Source organism: Solirubrobacter phytolaccae, from assembly GCF_027587195.1.
Lineage (GTDB): Bacteria > Actinomycetota > Thermoleophilia > Solirubrobacterales > Solirubrobacteraceae > Solirubrobacter > Solirubrobacter phytolaccae.
In genome coordinates, this window is the sequence record NZ_JAPDDP010000023.1 from 49,834 (window position 1) to 62,558 (window position 12,725).

Sequence of the window (12,725 nt, forward strand, 5' to 3'; positions counted from 1 at the left end):
TCGGAGTCGATGTGGGGGGGACCAAGATCGCGGTCTCCGTCTTGGAGGGTGGAGAGCTCTCCGAATCAGTGGTCACGCCTACCAACCAGGCCTCGCAAGAGGCGCTGGTGGAGCAGATCGCGGTCGCGATCGAAGGCGCGATCACGAGCGAGACCCGCGCGGTAGGCATCGGCATGCCGTCGATCATCGAGTTCGCGACGGGCAAGGTCCTCGCGTCGGTGAACATCCCGCTGCACGACATCCCGCTGCGCTCGCTGCTGACCGAGCGCATGGGCGTGCCGGTCTACGTCGAGAACGACGCGGGCTGCGCGGCGCTGGCCGAGGCGTTCGACGACGGCAAGATCGTCGTGGACTCGCTGGTGATGCTGACGATCGGCACCGGCGTCGGTGGCGGCTGGGTGCTGGGCGGCAAGCTCTACCGCGGCGCGACCACGTCGGCCGCCGAGGTCGGGCACACGATCATCGGGCGGGACGTGCAGTTCGGCAACAACGTGCCGGGCGACCCGTTCCCGCAGCGGGGCTCGCTGGAGACGCTGGCCTCCGGGCGCGCGCTGGACCGGCTGGCCGACTACGCGGCGGTGCAGTACCCCGACTCCCACCTCGGCAAGGTCACGGCCAAGAAGGGCAACGTCGACGGCCAGGACGTCGTTCAGGGCGCGGAGGCCGGCGACGACGCCTGCCTGTGGTGCCTGCGCGTGCTCGGCGAGCGGATCGGCATCGGGATCGCGAACGCCATCAACACCTTCGACCCGCTCGAGGTGGTCTTGGGCGGCGGTGTCTCGCGGGCCGGCGCGCTGCTGCTCGAGCCGGCCAAGGACGCCGCGTTCCGGCACGTCGTGCCCGGCCTCGGCCTGAACACCACGATCCGGATCGCGCGCCACGGGCCGCGTGCGGGCGTGCTCGGTGCGGCGCTCATCGCCGCCCAGGAGCACGCCGACAGCACGGGTCGCAACCTGCAGGGCGCCATCTCCGGGGAGGGCGCGTGAAGATCGCGTGCGCGTTCGACCACGCCGGGTTCCCGCTGAAGGCGATGGTGATCGAAGCGGTCGAGGCCGAAGGGCACGAGGTGACCGACCTCGGCACGTGGTCGACGGACGCGGTCGACTACCCGGACACCGCGCGCCTGGCCGCCGAGGCGGTGCGCGGCGGCGGCGCCGACCGCGCGATCCTCGTCTGCGGTTCGGGCGCGGGCGTCGCGGTGGCGGCGTGCAAGTTCCCGAACATCCGCGCCGTCGTCGCCCATGACACCTACACGGCGCACCAGTCGGTCGAGCACGACGACTGCAACGTCCTCTGCCTCGGCGGACGGGTGATCGGCCCGGCGCTGGCCGCCGACATCATCAAGTCATATTTAGCCGCCGAGTTCACCGGGGATGATCGTCACAAGCGACGCCTGGCGAAGATCGACGGCATCGAGCGTGAGTTCCTCCGGGACGACATCTAGGGAGTAGTGGAAGCGTGCGTACGATCGAGTGCAACGTCTGTGGGGAGACCCTGTCGGCGGCCAATGACGAAGAGCTGGCCAAGCAGCTGAAGGACCACCTCGTCGACGAGCACGACGAGTCGCCGTCGGACGACGAGATCCATCAGACGGTCGATCACGAGGCCTACGACGCCATGGACTCCTGAAGCCGGACCAGCAGGACCCGCTCGTCGTCAGCGGGCCGCGCCTGCAGCTGCGCTACCCCGCGGCTGACGATGCGGCCCGGCTGTTCGAGCTCGCTTCGAACCCGGCGGTGACGCGCTGGTTCTCATGGGGGCCCTACACGGAGGTCTCGCAGGCGGAGGCGTGGATCGCTGCGCAGCCGGCCAAGCGCGACGCGGGCGAGATCATGGACTTCCTGGTTGTCGACCCGGACGCCGGGCCGGTCGGCGTGACGGGCCTGACGGAGGTCTCCAAGCGCGACGGTCGGGCGACGGTCGGGTCGTGGATCGGCGAGCCGTACTGGGGCTCGGGCGCGAACGCGGAGGCCAAGGCGCTGATCGCCGCGCTGGCGTTCCGGCGGCTCGGCGCGGAGCGGCTGACGGCGTGGGCGAACACCCGCAACGGGCGCTCGCAGCGGGCGCTGGAGCGCGTCGGGTTCCGGCGCGAGGGCGTGCTGCGCGCCTGGCACCGGCACGGCGACGAGATGCACGACGTGGTCGTGTTCGCCCTGGTGCGTTCCGTGTGGGAGCGCAGCCCGCTCGCTCAGGTGCCGGTGACGGTGGAAGGCACGCCGCCGCCGTCCTTCGTCTTGGGCTGAGCCGCGCCGCGCGTGCGCTGCGTGGCGAGCACGCAGGCCACGATCGCGAGGGCCGCGAGGACCATGCCGGCGGTGACGTGCTCGCCGAGCAGCAGCGCCGCCCACGCGAGCGTGAGGACGGGCTGGGCGAGCTGCGTCTGGCCGATCTTGGCCACGCCGCCCAGCGCGAGGCCGTGGTACCAGGCGAAGAAGCCGAGGAACATCGAGACGGCGGCGACGTAGGCGAAGCCGAGCCAGGACTCCGCGCTGACGCTGCCGAGGTCGTGCGTGGCGAGCGCGGTGGGGAGGACGAGGAACGGCGCGGTGAGCAGGAGCGCCCAACAGATCACCTGCCAGCCGCCGTAGCGGCGGCTCAGCGCGCCGCCCTCCGCGTAGCCGAGGCCGGCGGAGGCGACGGCGGCGAGGACGAGCAGGTCGGCGGGCTCGAGCCCGTTCACGCCCTGGGTGGTCGCAAAGATGAGGACGGCGACCAGACCGGCCATCGCCGCGAGCCAGAACGCGCGGCTCGGACGCTCGCCGGCACGGAGGACGGCGAAGACCGCGGTCGCGGCGGGGAGGAGGCCGACGATCACGCTCGCGTGGGCGGAGGTGAGGTGCTCGAGCGCGAGCGTGCTGAACAGCGGGAAGCCGATCACGACGCCGAGGCCGACGAGGGCGAACCGCGGCACGTCGCGCTTCGCGGGGAGCGGTTCGCGCCGGATCGCCAGGAGCAGGCCCGCGAGCACGGCGGCGACGAGCGCGCGGCCGAGGCCGACGAACGTGGCGTCGAGGTCCTCGACGGCGAGCCGCGTCATCGGCAGCGAGAACGAGAACGCGAGGACGCCGAGAAAGCCCCACGCCATGGCCTTCCAGGCGGCGGGGTGGCGTTCGCGTTGCGTTATCCGGGTGCGGTCGATAGCGTTACTCAGGTCCGTCATGCTTGAAGATAACGCAGCCACAGCCGTAATCGCAACCCTCGAGGCCGAGGTGGCGTCGCGCGCGCCCGGCGAGCGGCTGCCGTCGGTGCGGGAGCTGATGGCGCGGCACCGGGCCGGGCCGGCCACGGTCCAGCGGGCGATCGCCGACCTGGTGGCTCGCGGCCTGGTCGAGGCGCGGCCGGGGCGGGGGACGTTCGTGGCGGCGCGCAGCGAGCCGGTGGCGCCCGACCCGTCCTGGCAGTCGGTGCCGCTCGGCGCGCGCTCGATCGACGCGGACGCGCTCGTGCGCCTGCTGCGTCCGCCGCCGGACGACGCGCTCGTGCTGTCGTCCGGCTACCTGCCCGCGGACCTGCAGCCGACGGCGCTGCTGGGCGCGGCCCTGGCCCGCGCGGCGCGGCGGCCGGGTGCGTGGGATCGCGTCCCGCTCGAGGGCATCAGCGGGCTGCGCGCGTACTTCGCCGCGGAGGCGGGCGCCACGCCCGGCGACGTGCTGATCACGCCCGGCGGCCAGGCTGCGCTCGCCGCCTGCTTCCGTGGGCTCGCCGCGCCGGGCGCGTCGGTGATCGTCGAGTCGCCGACCTACCTCGGCGCGCTGGTGACGGCCCGCGCCCAGGGCCTGCACCCGATCCCGGTGCCCGCCGACGCGCACGGCATCCGCCCGGACCTGCTCGCCGACGCGCTCGCCAGCTCCGGTGCCCGCGTCGTCTACCTGCAGCCCGTGTTCGCGAACCCGCACGGCGCCACCCTCGCCCCGGAGCGCCGGGTCGAGGTGCTCGAGGCGGTCCGTGCCGCGGGCGCGTTCATCATCGAGGACGACGCGTTCCGCGACTTCGCGCTGGGGCCGGCGGCGGGCGAGACCACGCGGGGCGCGGCGCGCACGCGCGGCGCCGCGGCGGTCGTGCCGCCGCCGCTGTTCGCCGACGATCCCGACGGGCACGTGGTGCGCATCCGGTCGCTCACGAAGGCGTCCGCGCCCGGGTTGCGGATCGCGGCGGTGATCGCGCGCGGGCCGGCCGCGGCGCGGCTGCGGGCGGCGCGGATCGTCGAGGACCTGTTCGTCACCGGGCCGCTGCAGGAGGCGGCGCTCGAGGTCGTCGGCGCGCCTGCGTGGCGCGCGCACCTGCGCAAGCTCCGCAAGGTCCTGACCGAGCGCCGGGACGCGCTCGCCGCGGCGCTGCCAGCTGGAGTCCACGTGCCCGATGGCGGCATGAACCTGTGGCTGCCGTTGCCGCCCGGGACGGACGACGTCGACCTGGCGCAGCGCCTGGGGGCGTCGGGCGTGGTCGTCTCGCCCGGGCGGCCGTTCTTCGCCGCCGAGCCGCCCGGCCCGTTCCTGCGGCTGACGTTCGCGGCCGAGCCGCCGGAACGCCTGGCCCAGGGGATGCGGCGCGTGTTCGCGGAGCTCGACTAGAACTCGTCGGGGCGCTTGAACCAGTAGCCGTCGCCCTCGTTACGGCCGAGCGGCGCGCGGTCGAGCCACTGGTAGATGCCCCAGATCGCGTCGAGGCCGCGCGAGTAGGCCGAGTAGGTGTGGAAGACCTTGCCGTCGCGCAGGGCGAACGCGCTCATGCCCGGCTGCTCGGCACCGAGCTCCGCGGGGTCGACGGGGCGGAAGTTGTACTCCCGGAGCGGCCGCTCCGGCGTGTTGGACACGCCGAAGTCGAAGTTGAAGTCGCTCCCGGACGACGACGCCCACGGGAACGTCCAGCCCATCCGCTCGCGGTAGGCGAGCAGCTTCTCCAACGGCGCGCGCGACACCGCCGTCCAGGTCACGTCGTGGTGCTCCAGGTACACGCGCGGCAGCTCCACGTGGTGCGCGATCGACGTGCAGCTCGCGCACACGGTCTCCGTCTCCGGGCCGTACATGAAGTGGTAGACGAGCAGCTGCGAGCGGCCGTCGAACAGCTCGGCGAGCGTGCGCGAGCCGTGCTCGGTGTCGAACCGATACTCCGCCGTCACCTCCTCCCACGGCAGCGCGGCGCGTTCGCGGGCGAGCTCGTCGCTCAACCGCGTGAGCTCCTTCTCGCGGTCGAGCAGGGCGAGGCGGGCGTCAGAGGCCATCTGCGACTCCTTCCAGCTTGTCGAGCACGGAGTTCCAGCCGGCGTCGACCGACTGCTCGTTCAGCGGCCCTTCGGCCGTGATGTTCTGATGGTCGAGGGCGACCTCGGTCCCGCCCGCGACGTCGCGCAGCGTCACCGTGAGCAACGTCTCCTCCGCGTCGGGCCCGAACTTGAAGACCAGGACGATCCGCTCGTCCTCCACGAGCTCCTGGATGACGGAGTCGAACTGGTGCGCGTCGCCGTGCTCGTCGAGCATCTCGACGCGATGCACGCCGCCGACGCGCTCGTCGACGGTCGCGGTCGCCACGACCGAGCCGCCCGGCGCCAGCCAGCGCGCCACCAGCTCCGGCTCCAGGAACGCGCGGTACACCCGTGAGCGGGGCGCACGGACCACCCGCGACACCCGCACGCCGAAGCGGATCACTCGTCCTCCTCCACGAGCGCCTGGAGGCGATCGAGCGCGTCCTCCCAGAAGCGCTCGTAGTGGCGCACCCACGCGCTGGCGTCGGCGAGCGGCGCGGCCCGCAGCGCGCAGACGGTCGTCCGCCCTTCGGTGCGCCGCTCGACCAGCCCGGCGCCTTCCAGCACCTTCAGGTGCTTCGACACGCCCGCGAGCGACATCGCGAACGGCGCCGCGAGGTCGCCCACCGTCCGTTCCCCGGCGGTGAGCGCGTCGAGCATCGCCCGCCGCGCCTCGCTCGAGAGCGCATGGAAGACCGCGTCCAGTTCCTCAACCATGTGGTTGAAGGTAGCACAACGCTCAACCGTATGGTTGAGTCACGTCGTCTCGGCCTGGCGGTCAGGCATATTGGACCGCATGCAAAGCCTTCGCGAAGCACTCGACGCCGCGTTGAGCTCGTCAACGCCGGCGTGGATCCTGTTTGTGGCGGCGTACCCGCGTGCGGGGCGCTGGGGGCGTGGCCACGCGCACTCGTCGACGCGTCGTGTCCTGCGCGACGTGGGCTTCGCGTGGGCGTTCGGCTTCGCGGTGCGCCAGTGGCTGGTGCCGTGGGCCAAGGCGCAGCAGGCCGCCCTGGAGGAGACCGACAGCTAGGCTCGGCCCAGCATGAACTGGGCCGCCTTCGCGCCGATCATCGTCCTCGGCGTCGCGTTCGTCGTCTATTGCCTCGTGGACATCGCGCGGGGTGAGGTGCAGCACCTGCCGAAGTGGGCGTGGGCGATCGTCTGCCTGGTCTCGGTGCCGCTCGGTGGCATCGTGTACCTGTTGCTGGGCCGGCGTCACGGATGATCGCCACGACCGCGCTGAGCAAGCGCTACGGGGAGCACCTCGCACTCGACGACGTGGCGCTGCGCGTCCCTGAGGGCTCGGTCTACGGGCTCGCCGGCCGCAACGGCGCGGGGAAGACGACGCTGATCGGCATCCTCGCGGGCCTGCGGCGGGCGACGAGCGGCGAGGTGCGGATCGACGCGCCGCCGGAACGCGTGGCGGTGCTCGCCGACGCGCCGCGCTTCGATCCGTGGCTCACGGGTCGGGAAGTGGTGGCGCTCGCGCAGCAGCTCACCGACCCGGCCGGAGACATCGACGGCGTGCTCGACCAGGCCGGGCTCACGGAGGCGAAGACGCGTCGCGTCGGCGGCTACTCGCGCGGCATGCTGCAGCGGCTCGGCGTGGCGGCGGCGATCGTCGGCCGGCCGCGGCTCCTGCTGCTCGACGAGCCCGCCTCGGCGCTCGACCCCCAGGGCCGGCGCGAGGTCCTCGACCTGATCGCGCGGCTGCGCGGCACGGCGACCGTGCTCTTCAGCAGCCACATCCTCGGCGACGTGCAGGAGGTCTGTGACACCGTCGGCGTGCTCGACCACGGGCGCCTGCGCTTCCAAGGTCCGCTCGACGAGCTGCTCGTCGGCGCCGCCGGGCCGCGCTACGAGGTGCGCCTGCGGGGACCGGCCGAGCCGGTGGCCGAAGCGCTCCGCCGCCACCCGTGGGTCACGCACGTGGAGACCGGGCCCGAGCGGCTCACGGTCGGCGTGACCGCGATGGAGTACGCCGAGGCCGAGCTGCCGGGCGCGCTCGCGGCCGCCGACGCGCTCGTGGTGTCCTTCGGCCCCGAGGAGCTCACGCTCGAGCGCGCGTTCCTCGCGCTGACGCGATGAGCCTCTGGCGCCTCGAGCTGCTGCGGCTCACCCGCACGCGGCGTGGTCTCGCGCTGTTCACCGTCTACCTGCTGTTCGGCTTCATCGGCCCGCTCACGGCGCGCTATCTGAACGACCTGCTGGAGCTGGCGGGCGACGACCTGGAGGGCGCGACGATCGAGCTGCCGGACGCCGTCCCGCACGACGGCATGGCGCAGTACGTCGCCAACGCCATGCAGGTCGGCCTCGTCGTCACGGTCGTGGTGGCGGCGGGCTCGCTCGCGCTCGACGCGATCCCCGAGATGGGCGCCTTCCTGCGCACCCGCGTGCGCTCCGTGTGGCGGCTGCTGCTGCCGCGCCTGGTCGTGACCTTCGGCGCCATCGGGCTGGCGTTCACGCTGGGCGCGCTGGCGGCCTGGTACGAGACGTGGGCACTGCTCGGCGGCTTGCGAGCCGGCGACGTGCTGCCCGGCATCGCGCTCGGCCTGCTCTTCCTCGCCTACGTCGTCGCGACCACCGCCGCGGCCGCGCAGTGGACCAAGGGCGTGCTGTCGACCGTGATGGTCGCGCTGCTGTCGCTGCTCGTGCTGCCGGTCGTCGGCGCCGTCGACGTCATCGGCCAGTGGCTGCCCTCGTCGCTGGCCACCGCGCTGGCGGACCTGCCCGCGGACAAGCACGACCTCGGGCACTACGTCAGGCCGGCGGCCGTGACCCTCGTCACGACCGCCGTCCTGATCTACGTCGCGCTCGTCGGAGCGCGACGGAGAGAGCTCTAGACGCTGGCGAGCGCCTTGTCGAGGTACTCGTCGCCGCTCTCGGCGCGCGCGACGAGCGACTCGGGCGGCGTGAAGCGCTCGCCGTACGTCTCGGCGAGCTCACGGGCCCGCGCGACGAAGCCGGCGATGCCGCCGTCGTAGCCGTTGATGTACTGCAGGACGCCGCCGGACCAGCCCGGGAAGCCGATGCCCATGACCGAGCCGATGTTCGCGTCGGCGACCGACTCGATCACGCCCTCGTCCACGCACTTGATCGACTCGATGGCCTCGATGAAGAGCAGGCGCTCCTGGAGGTCCTTCAGGTTGATCGAGGACGGGTCCTCGACCGGCGGGAAGGCCTCACGCAAGCCCGGCCACAGCCGGACGCGCTTGCCGTCCGCGTACTCGTAGAAGCCCGCGCCCTCGAGCTTGCCGGGCCGCTCGAACTCGTCGAGCATGCGGTCGATGACCGGGTCCGCAGGGCTGCCGACCCAGGCGTCGCCGGCCGCGTCGGCCGAGGCCTTGCGGATGCGGCGCATGAGCTTGAGGTTCAGCTCGTCCGACAGCTGGAGCACCGGCGCCGGGTAGCCGGCCTGCGAGGAGGCCTGCTCGATGGACGCCGCCGGGATGCCCTCGGCGAGCATTGCGATGCCCTCGTTGATGAACGTGCCGATGACGCGCGAGGTGAAGAAGCCGCGCGAGTCGTTGACGACGATCGGCGTCTTGGAGATCTGCTTGGCGAAGTCCAGCGCGCGGTACACCGCGGCGTCGCTGGTCTTCTCGCCCTTGATGATCTCCAGCAGCGGCATCTTGTCCACCGGGCTGAAGAAGTGCAGGCCGATGAAGTCGGCGGGCCGCGAGACGTTCTCGGCCAGCAGCGTGATCGGCAGGGTGGAGGTGTTCGAGCCGAGCAGCGCATCCGCGGCGAGGTGCGGCTCGATCTCGGCCATGACCTGCTGCTTGACGCTCGGGTCCTCGAAGACGGCCTCGATCACGAGGTCCGCGCCCGCGGCGTCGGCGGGGTCGGCGGACGGCGTGATCAGGGCGAGCAGCGCATCGCCCTTCTCCTGCGTCGTCTTGCCGCGCTCGAGGCCCTTGGCGACGAGCTTCTCCGAGTAGCCCTTGCCCTTCTGGGCGGCTTCGAGCGACACGTCCTTCAGCACGACTTCGATGCCGGCCTTCGCGCTCACATACGCGATCGCGGCGCCCATCATGCCCGCGCCGAGGATCACGACCTTCTTGACCGAGGTCTTCTCGATCGAGTCGGGCCGGCCACGGTCGCCCTGCACGGCCTGCAGGTCGAAGAAGAACGCCTGGATCATGTTCTTCGCCACCTGCGAGGTGACGAGGTCCACGAAGTAGCGGCTCTCGACCTCGAGCGCGTTGTCGAAGTCGATCTGCGCGCCCTCGACCGCCGCGGCCATGATGTGGTGCGGCGCCGGGTAGTTCGCGCCCTTGATCTGCTTGCGCAGGTTGGACGGGAACGCGGGCAGGTTGGCCGCGAATTTCGGGTTCGACGGGGTGCCGCCCGGGATCTTGTAGCCCTTGACGTCCCACGGCTGGACGGCCTCGGGGTTCGCGGCGATCCACGCCTTCGCGGCGGGCACGAGCTCGTCGACCGAGCCGACGACCTCGTCGACCAGGCCCATCTCCTTCGCCGCCGCCGGCCGCACCCGCTGCCCCTGGAGCAGGAGCTGCAGCAGCGCGTTGGCGATGCCGAACATGCGCACGGAGCGCGTGACGCCGCCGGCGCCGGGGAGCAGGCCGAGCTGGACCTCCGGGAAGCCGAGCACGGCCTTGGAGTCGTCGACGATGACGCGGTGATGTGTGGCGAGCGCGATCTCGAGCCCGCCGCCGAGCGCGGCGCCGTTGATGGCCGCGACGACCGGCTTGCCGAGCGTCTCCAGCTTGCGCAGGTCGGCCTTGAGCTCGCGGATCATCACCGCGACCTCGGCGGCGTCCTCCTTGCGCGCCTTCTTGAGGTCGTTCAGGTCGCCACCGGCGAAGAACGTCTTCTTGGCGGACGTGATGACGACGCCCGTGATCGAGTCCTTCTCGGCTTCCAACCGCTCGACCGTCGCGCGCATCGAGGCCTTGTAGGCCTCGTTCATCGTGTTCGCGGACTGGTTCGGGTCGTCGAGGGTGAGGAGGACGACGCCGTCGCCGTCCTGCTCCCAGCGGATCGTGTCGCTCATCAGACGCGCTCGACGATCGTCGCGATGCCCATGCCGCCGCCGATGCACAGCGTGGCCAGGCCGTAGCGCTTCTGCGTGCGCTCGAGCTCGTCGATCAGCGTGCCGAGGATCATGCCGCCGGTCGCGCCGAGCGGGTGACCCATGGCGATCGCGCCGCCGTTGACGTTGATCTTCTCGAGGTCCGCATCCATGTCCTTGGCGAACCGCAGGACGACGGCGGCGAACGCCTCGTTCATCTCGATCAGGTCGATGTCGTCGATCGTCAGGCCGGCCTTGCCGAGCGCCTTGCGCGTGGCGGGCGCGGGGCCCGTGAGCATGATCGTCGGGTCGGAGCCGGAGACGGCCGTCGCGAGGATCCGCGCGCGGGGCTTGAGCCCGAGCTCCTGCCCGATCTTCTCGTTGCCGATCGTCAGCAGCGTGGCGCCGTCCACGATCCCGGACGAGTTGCCGGGCGTGTGCACGTGGTCGATCGCCTCGACCCAGTGGTACTTCTGCAGCGCGACGGCGTCGAAGCCGCCGTGCTCGCCCATCATCGCGAACGACGGCTTGAGGCCCGCGAGCGTCTCCGTCGTCGTGCCGGGGCGGATGAACTCGTCACGGTCGAGCACGGTGTTGCCGTTGAGGTCGACCACCGGGATGACGGAGTTCGCGAAGTAGCCCGCCGCCTGCGCCGCCGCGGCGCGCTCCTGCGAGCGGACGGCGTACTGGTCCACGTCGTCGCGCGAGAAGCCCTCGACGGTCGCGATCAGGTCGGCGCCGATGCCCTGCGGGACGAAGCTCGTGTCGTAGTTCGTCTCCGGGTCCATCGCCCAGGCGCCGCCGTCGGAGCCCATCGGCACGCGCGACATCGACTCGACGCCGCCGGCCAGGACGAGGTCCTCCCAGCCCGAGGCGACCTTCTGGGCGGCCATGTTGACCGCCTCGAGGCCGGAGGCGCAGAAGCGGTTGAGCTGGACGCCGGCGACCGTTTCCGGCAGCCCGGCCTTGATCGCCGCGGTCTTGGCGATGTCCGCGCCCTGGTCGCCGATCGGCGTCACGCAGCCGAGCACGACGTCGTCGATCCGGGTGGGATCAAGGTCGCTGTGGCGGGCGAGCGTCTCGTGCATCAGCCCGACGACGAGGTCCACGGGCTTCGTCGCATGCAGCGAGCCGTTGACCTTGCCCCTTCCTCGCGGCGTGCGAACCGCGTCGAACACCAGTGCTTCCGTCGCTGCCATGAGTTCTCCTCGAAGCCTCGTACCTAGGCGATCCAGGTTACTGACGTTGCGTCAATCAGGAGCCGGATCGGTGACCGATCTCACCTCAAGATAGTCCGGTCAGGGCACGCTGACCCAGGCAGAGGCTGGTCCGGCGAAGCGGCCGAAGCGATCCTGGGTCCACATGACCACGCAGTAGTTGCCCCGCGCGCCCGCACCGGGGTTCACGCCCGTGGCCGGACCGACGGCGGTGGGGGCACCGGCGCCCGTCGGTGCGGCGGCGCACGCATCCCGGCTCACGACCCATTGCACCGCGAACAGGTAGGGCTGCGCCGGGTTGTTCACCCAGCTCAGGTTGAAGGCCTGCGCGGCGGGGTCGTACGTCATCGCGAGCCCCTCCGGCGGCAGCGGCGGCGGCGCGAAGTCGCAGAACTCGGGGGCGTACGCCTTCGCCCGCCCGCCGTAGCGCTTGAGCGCGCCGCGCACGTCGTCGGGCTCGAGCAGCCGGCAGCGCAGCTGCCAGGCCACGGGCGGCTTCGGGCAGATCGCGTCGCGGCCGTAGTTCATGACCGAGCACGGCTTCTTGGTGTGCTTGAGGCCGAGGACGTGGCCGAGCTCGTGCACGACGACGATCCGCATCTGCTGCGCCAGCCACGCCGGGTCCTTGCCCGCCGGGTCGAAGGCGTTCAGGCGCACTCTCGAGCGCCGGTAGTAGCCCAGGTGCGCGTCCCCCGACGGGCCGCTGCGTTGGCGGCCCGTGATGATTCGCACGTCCGCGCGCCGGCGGCTGGAGACCTGCTTGAAGCGGACCCGCACGCCGCTCGCGTTCCAGGCGGCGACGCCGGCGCCGATCGCCTCGTTGTACTGGGGGGCGTTCGCGTGGAACGTGATCGTCCGCGAGCGCCACTTCTTGCCGCCGAGGCTGTAGGCGTCAGCGGGCCCGGCGGCGAGGAGGACGACCGCCACGGCGAGCAGGGCAGAGCGCAGCATCAACCGGCAAGCTACGCGACCGCTGCCGCCGTGGTTCCGGTCAGCCCTCGCGATCCTCGCTTCTTGGCGCGCCGGCGACCAGCGCGGTCATCAGCCCGAGCACACCGCCGATGACGAGCGGCGCCCACGCGCCGGGCACGCCGGCGAGGCGAATGATCACCACGAGCACGCCCGCGATGGCGAGCGCGACGACGAACTGCATCCAGCCCGATAAGGCTGCCATCCCTCTCCTTGGACGGGGTTGTTCGTTTCGTGACCCTATACCGTCAAGCGGACC

General features: G+C 71.9%; 17 protein-coding genes. 9 read left to right on the forward strand and 8 right to left on the reverse strand.

What is annotated here, in order from left to right; translation table 11 throughout:
- The first annotated feature begins 11 nt into the window (after positions 1-11).
- The 4 genes from OJ997_RS14800 to OJ997_RS14815 are packed head-to-tail and all read left to right on the forward strand — an operon-like array spanning position 12 to position 2,243.
- Positions 12-986 carry an ROK family protein gene (locus OJ997_RS14800; RefSeq protein WP_270025911.1) on the forward strand — a complete coding sequence of 325 codons (975 nt, stop codon included), beginning with the start codon at positions 12-14 and terminating at the stop codon, positions 984-986.
- Positions 983-1,444, forward strand: coding sequence for a ribose 5-phosphate isomerase B (rpiB, locus tag OJ997_RS14805; protein ID WP_270025912.1), 462 nt, complete (start codon positions 983-985; stop codon positions 1,442-1,444). Before OJ997_RS14800 ends, rpiB begins: the two co-directional genes overlap by 4 nt.
- Positions 1,445-1,458: 14 nt before the next feature.
- Positions 1,459-1,629, forward strand: coding sequence for a hypothetical protein (locus OJ997_RS14810; RefSeq protein ID WP_270025914.1), 171 nt, complete (start codon positions 1,459-1,461; stop codon positions 1,627-1,629).
- A gap of 47 nt (positions 1,630-1,676) precedes the next feature.
- Positions 1,677-2,243, forward strand: a complete 567-nt coding sequence (locus OJ997_RS14815; RefSeq protein WP_270025967.1) for a GNAT family N-acetyltransferase — start codon at positions 1,677-1,679, stop codon at positions 2,241-2,243.
- Here the strand turns inward: OJ997_RS14815 and OJ997_RS14820 are convergent.
- On the reverse strand, positions 2,189-3,085 hold the full coding sequence (locus OJ997_RS14820; RefSeq protein ID WP_270025916.1) for a DMT family transporter: 897 nt from the start codon (positions 3,083-3,085) through the stop codon (positions 2,189-2,191). The two genes, OJ997_RS14815 and OJ997_RS14820, sit on opposite strands and share 55 nt — an antisense overlap.
- A 73-nt stretch (positions 3,086-3,158) precedes the next feature.
- Between OJ997_RS14820 and OJ997_RS14825 the strand changes: the two genes are divergently transcribed.
- Positions 3,159-4,571, forward strand: a complete 1,413-nt coding sequence (locus OJ997_RS14825; RefSeq protein WP_270025918.1) for an aminotransferase-like domain-containing protein — start codon at positions 3,159-3,161, stop codon at positions 4,569-4,571.
- On the opposite strand, the gene OJ997_RS14830 is transcribed toward OJ997_RS14825, so the two are convergent.
- From OJ997_RS14830 to OJ997_RS14840, 3 genes are read right to left on the reverse strand one after another with little or no spacing between them, the layout of a single operon-like run.
- Complete coding sequence (locus OJ997_RS14830) at positions 4,568-5,221, reverse strand: DUF899 domain-containing protein (protein WP_270025920.1); 654 nt, start codon at positions 5,219-5,221, stop codon at positions 4,568-4,570. The two genes, OJ997_RS14825 and OJ997_RS14830, sit on opposite strands and share 4 nt — an antisense overlap.
- The gene (locus OJ997_RS14835) at positions 5,211-5,645 is read right to left on the reverse strand and encodes an SRPBCC family protein (protein ID WP_270025922.1); all 435 of its coding nucleotides are present in this window, start codon (positions 5,643-5,645) and stop codon (positions 5,211-5,213) included. The genes OJ997_RS14830 and OJ997_RS14835 overlap by 11 nt, the downstream gene beginning before the upstream one ends.
- Entirely contained in the window at positions 5,642-5,959 is a 318-nt protein-coding gene (locus OJ997_RS14840; RefSeq protein WP_270025924.1) for an ArsR/SmtB family transcription factor, read from the reverse strand. Before OJ997_RS14840 ends, OJ997_RS14835 begins: the two co-directional genes overlap by 4 nt.
- 79 nt (positions 5,960-6,038) lie before the next feature.
- Between OJ997_RS14840 and OJ997_RS14845 the strand changes: the two genes are divergently transcribed.
- From OJ997_RS14845 to OJ997_RS14860, 4 genes are read left to right on the forward strand one after another with little or no spacing between them, the layout of a single operon-like run.
- Positions 6,039-6,275 (forward strand): hypothetical protein, encoded by a 237-nt coding sequence (locus OJ997_RS14845; protein ID WP_270025926.1) that lies wholly within the window; start codon positions 6,039-6,041, stop codon positions 6,273-6,275.
- 12 nt (positions 6,276-6,287) lie between these two features.
- The gene (locus OJ997_RS14850) at positions 6,288-6,470 is read left to right on the forward strand and encodes a PLD nuclease N-terminal domain-containing protein (protein ID WP_270025927.1); all 183 of its coding nucleotides are present in this window, start codon (positions 6,288-6,290) and stop codon (positions 6,468-6,470) included.
- Positions 6,467-7,333 carry an ABC transporter ATP-binding protein gene (locus OJ997_RS14855; RefSeq protein ID WP_270025928.1) on the forward strand — a complete coding sequence of 289 codons (867 nt, stop codon included), beginning with the start codon at positions 6,467-6,469 and terminating at the stop codon, positions 7,331-7,333. The genes OJ997_RS14850 and OJ997_RS14855 overlap by 4 nt, the downstream gene beginning before the upstream one ends.
- Complete coding sequence (locus OJ997_RS14860; RefSeq protein ID WP_270025929.1) at positions 7,330-8,088, forward strand: hypothetical protein; 759 nt, start codon at positions 7,330-7,332, stop codon at positions 8,086-8,088. The genes OJ997_RS14855 and OJ997_RS14860 overlap by 4 nt, the downstream gene beginning before the upstream one ends.
- Here OJ997_RS14860 and OJ997_RS14865 read toward each other — a convergent pair.
- The 4 genes from OJ997_RS14865 to OJ997_RS14880 form a co-directional block, all read right to left on the reverse strand.
- Positions 8,085-10,262: a 3-hydroxyacyl-CoA dehydrogenase NAD-binding domain-containing protein gene (locus tag OJ997_RS14865; RefSeq protein ID WP_270025930.1), complete on the reverse strand. Its 2,178-nt coding sequence runs from the start codon at positions 10,260-10,262 to the stop codon at positions 8,085-8,087. The two genes, OJ997_RS14860 and OJ997_RS14865, sit on opposite strands and share 4 nt — an antisense overlap.
- Positions 10,262-11,479, reverse strand: a complete 1,218-nt coding sequence (locus tag OJ997_RS14870; RefSeq protein ID WP_270025932.1) for an acetyl-CoA C-acetyltransferase — start codon at positions 11,477-11,479, stop codon at positions 10,262-10,264. The genes OJ997_RS14865 and OJ997_RS14870 overlap by 1 nt, the downstream gene beginning before the upstream one ends.
- Before the next feature lie 99 nt (positions 11,480-11,578).
- Complete coding sequence (locus tag OJ997_RS14875) at positions 11,579-12,448, reverse strand: matrixin family metalloprotease (protein WP_270025933.1); 870 nt, start codon at positions 12,446-12,448, stop codon at positions 11,579-11,581.
- A 40-nt stretch (positions 12,449-12,488) separates the two neighbouring features.
- Positions 12,489-12,650, reverse strand: coding sequence for a hypothetical protein (locus OJ997_RS14880; protein ID WP_270025936.1), 162 nt, complete (start codon positions 12,648-12,650; stop codon positions 12,489-12,491).
- Between the last annotated feature and the right edge of the window lie 75 nt (positions 12,651-12,725).

Excerpts from the sequence above, each read along its gene's own strand:
- OJ997_RS14850 (WP_270025927.1), top strand. The coding sequence starts at position 6,288 with ATGAACTGGGCCGCCTTCGCGCCGATCATCGTCCTCGGCGTCGCGTTC.
- OJ997_RS14865 (WP_270025930.1), bottom strand. The coding sequence starts at position 10,262 with ATGAGCGACACGATCCGCTGGGAGCAGGACGGCGACGGCGTCGTCCTC.
- OJ997_RS14845 (WP_270025926.1), top strand. The coding sequence starts at position 6,039 with ATGCAAAGCCTTCGCGAAGCACTCGACGCCGCGTTGAGCTCGTCAACG.
- OJ997_RS14825 (WP_270025918.1), top strand. The coding sequence starts at position 3,159 with ATGCTTGAAGATAACGCAGCCACAGCCGTAATCGCAACCCTCGAGGCC.
- OJ997_RS14880 (WP_270025936.1), bottom strand. The coding sequence starts at position 12,650 with ATGCAGTTCGTCGTCGCGCTCGCCATCGCGGGCGTGCTCGTGGTGATC.
- OJ997_RS14860 (WP_270025929.1), top strand. The coding sequence starts at position 7,330 with ATGAGCCTCTGGCGCCTCGAGCTGCTGCGGCTCACCCGCACGCGGCGT.
- OJ997_RS14840 (WP_270025924.1), bottom strand. The coding sequence starts at position 5,959 with ATGGTTGAGGAACTGGACGCGGTCTTCCATGCGCTCTCGAGCGAGGCG.
- OJ997_RS14820 (WP_270025916.1), bottom strand. The coding sequence starts at position 3,085 with ATGGCGTGGGGCTTTCTCGGCGTCCTCGCGTTCTCGTTCTCGCTGCCG.
- OJ997_RS14870 (WP_270025932.1), bottom strand. The coding sequence starts at position 11,479 with ATGGCAGCGACGGAAGCACTGGTGTTCGACGCGGTTCGCACGCCGCGA.
- OJ997_RS14875 (WP_270025933.1), bottom strand. The coding sequence starts at position 12,448 with ATGCTGCGCTCTGCCCTGCTCGCCGTGGCGGTCGTCCTCCTCGCCGCC.
- OJ997_RS14830 (WP_270025920.1), bottom strand. The coding sequence starts at position 5,221 with ATGGCCTCTGACGCCCGCCTCGCCCTGCTCGACCGCGAGAAGGAGCTC.
- OJ997_RS14855 (WP_270025928.1), top strand. The coding sequence starts at position 6,467 with ATGATCGCCACGACCGCGCTGAGCAAGCGCTACGGGGAGCACCTCGCA.